We start from the raw sequence: 6,946 nt of genomic DNA on the forward strand, positions 1-6,946 counted from the left end.
GGATTCCCGCCCGTGGACGGGATCCAGGACCACGGCCGCGGCGTCCTACCGGTGTTCCCCTGGAGGTGAGCGCATGCTGCCCGCGACGTCTTGCTGTCACTTCGCGCCCGGGCACGCGCGGATAGAGTCGAACCGATGAGCCAGGACCGGATCGCGGTGCTGGGGGCCGAACTCGAGCGGGCGGTCGAGCGCGACGACGCGGAGGCGATCATCGAGGCCGGTGAGCGCCTGCTGGGGATCCTGCCCTCCGGCGACCCTCGCCGCGCCATCCCGCTGTACTACGCGGGTCTCGCCCGTGCCGTGCGTTTCGACGGTCCCGGGGGCGGCGCGGGCATGGACCGCAGACGCGCCACCGCCTACCTGCGGGAAGCCCGGCGCCTGCTCCCCCGTGACCACCCCTGGTGGCCCCACGCCACCCTGCTCACCGGGCTTCTGCTGTCCCATCGCCTGCTACAGCGCTCCGATGGCGGTACCCGGCACCTGCCCGAGGCGATCGCGGCGCTGGAGGCCGCGCTGGACACCGTCGTCGGCGAAGATCAGCCGGACGTGCGTCTCCTGGTGCGCTACCGCCTCGCCATGCTGCTGGCGAAGCGCTACCTCCTGTACGGCGGGGCGGAGGAGGACCGGGTGCGCAGCCTGGCCGAACTGACCGCGCTCGCCGAAGATCCGGCCGTGGACCGCGAGACCGCCGACGTCTGCCGGATCTTCGCCTCCCAGCTGGGCTTCCTCGCCGGGCTCCCGCCCGAACTCCGCTCCGGCGAGGTCACCGCCGAGCAGGTGGAACACCTGCAGTGGCGGCTTCCGGCGGGGCGGCCCGAAGCCATGGCGGAAGCGGTGCGGCAGCTCGAATCCGTCGCCGGCGACACCATCGGAAAAACCGGCGTACCCAGCCCCCTGCCGATGCTCAAGGCACTGACGCGGATGCAGAAGTCCCTGGTGGACAAGCAGAACCTGTCCCCAGGGGAACTGGACGACGCGATCACGCTGATCGGCGAGGCGGTCGCGCAGGAAGAGCCGGGCACACCCGACGCGGCCGTCATCGCCGCCCTCGGTGCCGCACTGCGGCGCGAACGGGCGCGGCGCGGCGGCGAGGATTCCGACGCCCAGACGGCCGAAGAACTCGCCACGCTGCTCGAAACCCTGGGTGAGCATCCGCTGCGCCCGGCGATCGAAGCCGTGCACACCGCCATCACCGCCGAGGGCAGGCTGCCCCACCAGCCGGAGGATCTCGCGGCCCTGACCGGACGGCTCGAACGCTTCCTCACGAACATGCCCGAGGATCACCCGGCGCGGGTGAGGATGCTCATGCGGTTCGCGTCCGCGCTCGTCTTCCAGGCCGGGATCACGCGGTCCGCCGGGCAACTGGACCGGGTCCGCACGCTGGTACAGGACGCGCACGACCGCGGCACCCTGGACGAGGGCAGCCTGCCGATCACCAGCTTCATCCTCAGCTGGGTCGACGGGATGCAGGGCACCCTCGAAACGGACGCCGACCGGCTGAACTCGGCCCTCGACCGGATGCGCGAAGCGGCGAACCTGCTGCCGGACGGACACGAGCTGCGGTCGCTCCTGGGCGTCGCGGTCGGCTCGCTGCTGTCCCAGCGGTATCTGGCGACCGGGAACCTGGAGGACATCGACGCGATGTCCTACTACGCCGACCGGCTCCCGGCGGACCTGCCCGCCGACCGGCGGTGGATTCCCCGCCAGCTCAGCGCGATGACGAAGTTCGCGCGTAACCAGAACAAGCTCACCCCGCAGTTGATCGACGAGCTGATCACCGAGTTCGAAGAGGCCGACCGGCTGGTCCCGGACGATCAGCGGCGGTGGACCGGCGGCGGCCGCCTGGTGGCCTCCCTGCGCATGCTCCGTGCCGCGGTCACCGGCGAAGGCGCCCGGTTCCCCACCTCCGGGCGAGAACTGGCCGAATTCCGGGCCGCCGCCGAGATGATCGCCCATCAGGAACCCGCACTGCTCGACCAGGGCGGCGACGAGGGCATAGCGCTGGTCGGTGCGGCCTTCGCCGCCCGCGACCGGCGGCAGCTCGACCGGGGCATCACCCTGCTGGCCCGCCGCGCGGCCGGTCCGTCGCTCGCCGCGTTCGAGCGGCTGCGGGTGCTGGTCGCCCTGGGCAACGCCTTCCGCATGCGTCATCTGCTCACGGGCAGCCCGCGCGATCTCGACAACGCCGTCTCCCGCTTGGAAGAGGCCCGCCTGCTGGCCCTGCGGGAGCCCGCGGTGCCGGACGCGGCGGTGATCTTCAACGCGCTGGGCGACGCCTACTTCGCGCGCGCCGATCCCCACCGGCGAGACGCGCGGCGCGCGGTCACCGCGGGTCTGGACGGCCTGCGCCTGCGCACCCAGGAAGTCCTGCTGCAGTCCGGGGCGGGGCGCGGACTGGCCGCCGCGCGCTCGGCGGAGGGGGAATCGGCCCAGGTGACCCGGTGGTGCCTGGCCGCGGGCGAGCCCGAGGCGGCGGTGCGGGCCCTCGAACTGGGCCGGGCCATGGTGCTGCATTCGGCCACTGTGGACGCCGGGATCCCCGCGCTGCTGCGGGAAAACGGCCATCACGACCTGGCGGGCGAGTGGGAGGACGAAACCCAGGAGTCCCCATGGGATGTGGCGGGCGGCGAGGCGCTGCCCCTCGACCCGGGGCTGACGGTGCCCAGCGACCTGCGCCGCCGCGTCATGCTCGCCCTGGAACACACCGAGGCGGAGCGGGGCATCCTCCTTCCCCCCGACCCGGCCGCGATCGCGACGGCGCTGAAGCGGGCCGGCGCCGGGGCGCTGGTGTACCTGCTGCCGCGCGACGAACACGGCGACGGACTGGCGGTGCTGGTGCGCGCGGACGGGGAGATCCGGCACCTGCCGCTACCCGGGCTGGGCGCCGGACCCGGCGGGCCGCTGGAGAATTTCGAGCGGGCGCAACGGAAGGTGCAGTACGACGAAGGCGCGTGGCCGGACTGGGAGGCCGCGGCGGGGGAACTCGGCGCGTGGGCGTGGGAAACGGCGATGGGCCCGGTGCTCGCCGAAACCGGCACCCCGCGGCCCGGACACCCACCGCGGCTGGTCCTCGTCCCGGTGGGACGGCTCGGGGTGGTGCCCTGGCACGCCGCGTACCGGCCGGTTCCCGGGGGTGTGCGCTACGCCTGCCAGGACGCGATCCTGTGCTACGCCTCGTCCGCCCGCCAGTTCACCGACAGCGTGGGGCGGGAAACCCGGCCGTGGCCGGAGAATCCGGCGCTGATCGAGGTCGCGGGCAGTGATCTGGTCTGGGCCGCCGAGGAAATGGAGGAGATCCGGCGGCACTGCTATCCCGGCTGCGTCCACCTCGGGAGCGATCCCACGGAGGTGATCACGCCGGAACGGGTACTGGCGCTGCTGCCCGGAGCGGGCGGTCCGGGCGCCTCCGTGCTCCATTTCGGTTGCCATGCCAGGCGGACCGACCCGCCGATCGACTCCTACCTCAGCCTGGACGGGGAAGCGGAACTCCCGGTCCGCGACATCCTGCGCCAGGCCCGCGCCCGGCCCGCCGGGGCCGCGGGCGGGCTGGTGGTGCTGGCGACCTGCGTCAGCGATCTCACCCAGGACGCGCACGACGAGGCGCTCACCCTGGCCACCGCCTTCCTGGCCGCGGGCGCGGCCGGGGTGCTGGGTGCCCGGTGGCCGGTGCGGGACGTGCCGACCGGACTGTTCATGATCATGTTCCATCACTACCTCAACTCCGGATATCCCGATCCGGCCACCGCGCTGCGCGCCACCCAGCTGTGGATGCTCAACCCGCGGCGGCGCCTGCCGCCCGGCGTCGGCGGCCTGCTCGCCGACGAACTGGACACCCATCCGCTCGGCGCCCCCGTGAACTGGGCCGCGTTCACCTACCAGGGCCAGTAGAGAAAGGCAGACCATCATGTCCCCGGACACGCCCTTCGGGATCGACCTCGGCACCACGCACTCCTGCATCGCCTACCTCGACGAGGCGGGCAAGCCGGTGATCGCCCAGAGCGCCATCGGCGAGGACACCACCCCGTCGGTGGTCTACTTCGAAGCCGCGGGAAAGGCCACGGTGGGCACCGCGGCCAGGGACGCCGCCCTGCTGGCACCGCACCTCGTGGCGCAGCTGACCAAGCGCATGATGGGCCGCCGCAAGACCGCGGGCACCTATCACGGCAAGGAGTACGCGCCCGAGGAGATTTCCGCGCTCATCCTCACCGAACTCGCCAGGGCCGCCCGGGAGGGCACCGGTCTCACCGTGCGGGACGTGGTGATCACGGTGCCCGCCTACTTCGGGGTCGCGGAGAAGGAGGCGACCCGCCGCGCCGGGGAGATCGCCGGGCTCACCGTGCTCGACGTGCTGGCCGAACCGGTCGCCGCCGCCCTGCACTACCAGGCCGTCACCGGCGGGGAAGGCACCCGCCACGCACTGGTGTGCGATCTCGGTGGCGGAACCTACGACACCACGGTGATCCGGATCGAAGGGGACGACATCCGGGTCGTGTGCACCGACGGCGACGCCGCGCTCGGCGGCGCGGACTTCGACGCCCGCGTCCGCGATCACCTGCTCGCGGTGTTCGCCGAACAGCATCCGCGTCTGGACCCCACCGCCGACGAACCGTTCATGCAGGATCTGCAGACCACCGCCGAACAGCTGAAGAAGGAACTGAGCCGCGCCCAGTCCCGGCGCACCGACCTGCGCTTCGCCGGGGCCGTGGCGCGCGTGGAACTGACCAGGGAGAAGCTGGAAGAGCTGACCGCCGACCTGCTGGACCGCATGGTGGAGATCACCGCGCGGACCGTGGAGCTGGCCCGCCGCAAGGGAATCGACCGGTTCGACGAGGTCCTGCTGGTCGGCGGCATGTCGAAGATGCCCGCCGTCTCGGCCCGGATCACCGACCGGCTCGGGCTCCACCCCCGCCACCACGAGCCGGATCTCGCGGTGGCGAAGGGCGCCGCGCTGTTCGCGCTGCTGAACCGCGCCCGGTCGGGCCCCGCGGAGGACGTCGCCGACCGGCTGAACCTGCCTCCCGAGGAGGTGAGGTCGCTGGCGGCGAAGAAGGTCACCACCGTGCTACCGCGGGCGTTCGGGGTCAAGGCCGTCGACCCTCGCGACCCGCTGGCGATGACCAACCCGCTGGCCGCCCGGAAGATGATCGCGCACCTGCTGCCCGCCAACACCCCGCTGCCCGCCGACAGCGGGCCTTACCCTTTCGGGGTGGCCACGGACAACCAGCGCATGGTGGAGATCGAGGTGTGGGAGCAGACCAGCCCGCACGAATCCGAGGAACTCGCCGACAACGCGCTCATCGGCCGCGGGCTGCTGCGCAATCTGCCGCCCCGGCCCGCGGGCTCCCCGTTCGAGGTCACGTTCTTCATGTCGGAAACGGGAAAGCTGACCGTGCGCGCCGAGGAACCCTCCTCCGGCGCCCAGGTCCGGTTCGACCTGCAGATCGGTGGTATGGACCAGGCGGCGGTGGCCGCGGCGCGCGCCGGGATCGCCCGGCACACGGTGCGGGGCTGAGGAGGCGCGGATGGGCACCAGGGAAGCGCTGGACGCGCTGATACGGCTGTGGGACGACGTGCGGTCCCGGCTCGCCGCGGAGGAACTGGCGCAGGTGGAGGGCATGGTCCGGGAACTGGCCGCGGAGGGCCTTCCCGCGGCGCTGACCAAGCGGTCGGCCGATCTGGCCCGGTACCTGGCGCGGCGGCTGCCCGCCGACCATCCCGTGCGCCGCGCGCTGGCGGACGGCGGCACGCGCCTGACCGGCCCGGCACGGGAGGCAGGCGAGCTCACCGGCTGGTTCGCCACCCGTGACTCCCTGCGGTCCGCCCTGCTCGGGACCCGGACGCCGACCGCGGAGGAGGTACGGCGAGAAGCCACCCGCTGGCTCCTCGCGGAGGAAGCGCTCTCCGAAGCCGAAGTCCGCGCGCGCGGCTGGGACCCCACCGGGGAGGACCTCATCCGGCTCGACCGGGACGACGGCGGCAGCCAGTGGCCCGCCTTCCAGTTCGGCCCCGGTATCGTCGGCCGGATCAACCGCATCCTGGACGCGGCGGGCGACCCCTGGGGCGCGGCCGACTGGTGGCTGGGCGAGCACGCCCGGCTCGGAGACGCCCCGGTGCGGCTGATCGGACGGGTCGACGACGAGGTACTGACCGAAGCCGCCCTCGACGAGCGAGCGGAGGACTGAGCCGTGCCGGACTACGACCCGCCCGCCGAATTCGACGGCACACCACACCGGTTCCTGCTGCCTCCCGACAGCCTGCTGTGGCACGTCCACCCGAAGACCCGCAAGGCCACCGAGTTCACCCCGTACCGCCCCGGCCGCCGCCACGCGGGCCGCTTCGACGGCACGGAAGAGGATCCCTATCCCGCCTACAACGCCGCCCGCAGCGCCCCCGCCGCGCTCGCGGACGTCCTGCTCGGCAGCATTCCCTCTCCCGCCAAGGGTTTCCGCACGCTCCGGCGGGTCGGCGTGACCGGCCTGCGGCTGAGCCTCGTCCTCACGGCGGTCGAGCTGAGCCTGGTCACCCTCTGCGACGCGACCGACCTCAACGCCGTCGCCCAGGACGTGTGGCTGATCCGCGCCGAAGACAGCGACCTGCCGCGAGTGCGGCGCTGGGCGAGCTGGGTGCGCAAGCAGGCGCCGTGGGCGGAGGGCTTCCTCTGGCCGCCGAAACGGGACCCGGGCAGGCACTGCGTCGTGCTGTTCGGCGACCGCTGCGACTCGGGGGTGTTCCAGCCGAACGCGAAGCACGAGGTGGACCTCGACGACGAGTTCGGCGCGGCCTACCTCAACGGCATGCTCGCCGAGTACCGCGTCTGGATCGCCCCACCCCGCCCGTAAACGGGTGGCGGGGTAGTGCCCGGGGAGGCTGCGGGTTTGCCGTGAGGGGTCCCCTCACGGCCGTATCGCCCAGGGCTTCACAGCAAAGTCAGCCCCCGCGAGGGTGA

At 72.8% G+C, this 6,946-nt stretch carries 4 protein-coding genes; all 4 read left to right on the forward strand.

What is annotated here, in order from left to right:
• Positions 1 to 135 precede the first annotated feature (135 nt).
• Genes FNH05_RS28120 through FNH05_RS28135 form a run of 4 tightly spaced genes read left to right on the forward strand, consistent with a single transcriptional unit; the run spans position 136 to position 6,839 of the window.
• A complete protein-coding gene (locus FNH05_RS28120) occupies positions 136 to 3,888 on the forward strand; it encodes a CHAT domain-containing protein (protein ID WP_144591870.1) in 3,753 nt (1,250 codons plus the stop codon).
• Between the two features lie 16 nt (positions 3,889 to 3,904).
• Positions 3,905 to 5,512: an Hsp70 family protein gene (locus FNH05_RS28125; protein WP_186382776.1), complete on the forward strand. Its 1,608-nt coding sequence runs from the start codon at positions 3,905 to 3,907 to the stop codon at positions 5,510 to 5,512.
• A gap of 10 nt (positions 5,513 to 5,522) precedes the next feature.
• Positions 5,523 to 6,182 (forward strand): hypothetical protein, encoded by a 660-nt coding sequence (locus FNH05_RS28130; RefSeq protein WP_144591872.1) that lies wholly within the window; start codon positions 5,523 to 5,525, stop codon positions 6,180 to 6,182.
• Between the two features lie 3 nt (positions 6,183 to 6,185).
• Positions 6,186 to 6,839 carry an RES family NAD+ phosphorylase gene (locus tag FNH05_RS28135; protein WP_144591873.1) on the forward strand — a complete coding sequence of 218 codons (654 nt, stop codon included), beginning with the start codon at positions 6,186 to 6,188 and terminating at the stop codon, positions 6,837 to 6,839.
• Positions 6,840 to 6,946: the final 107 nt, after the last annotated feature.

Source organism: Amycolatopsis rhizosphaerae (genome assembly GCF_007713715.1).
GTDB lineage: Bacteria > Actinomycetota > Actinomycetes > Mycobacteriales > Pseudonocardiaceae > Amycolatopsis_E > Amycolatopsis_E rhizosphaerae.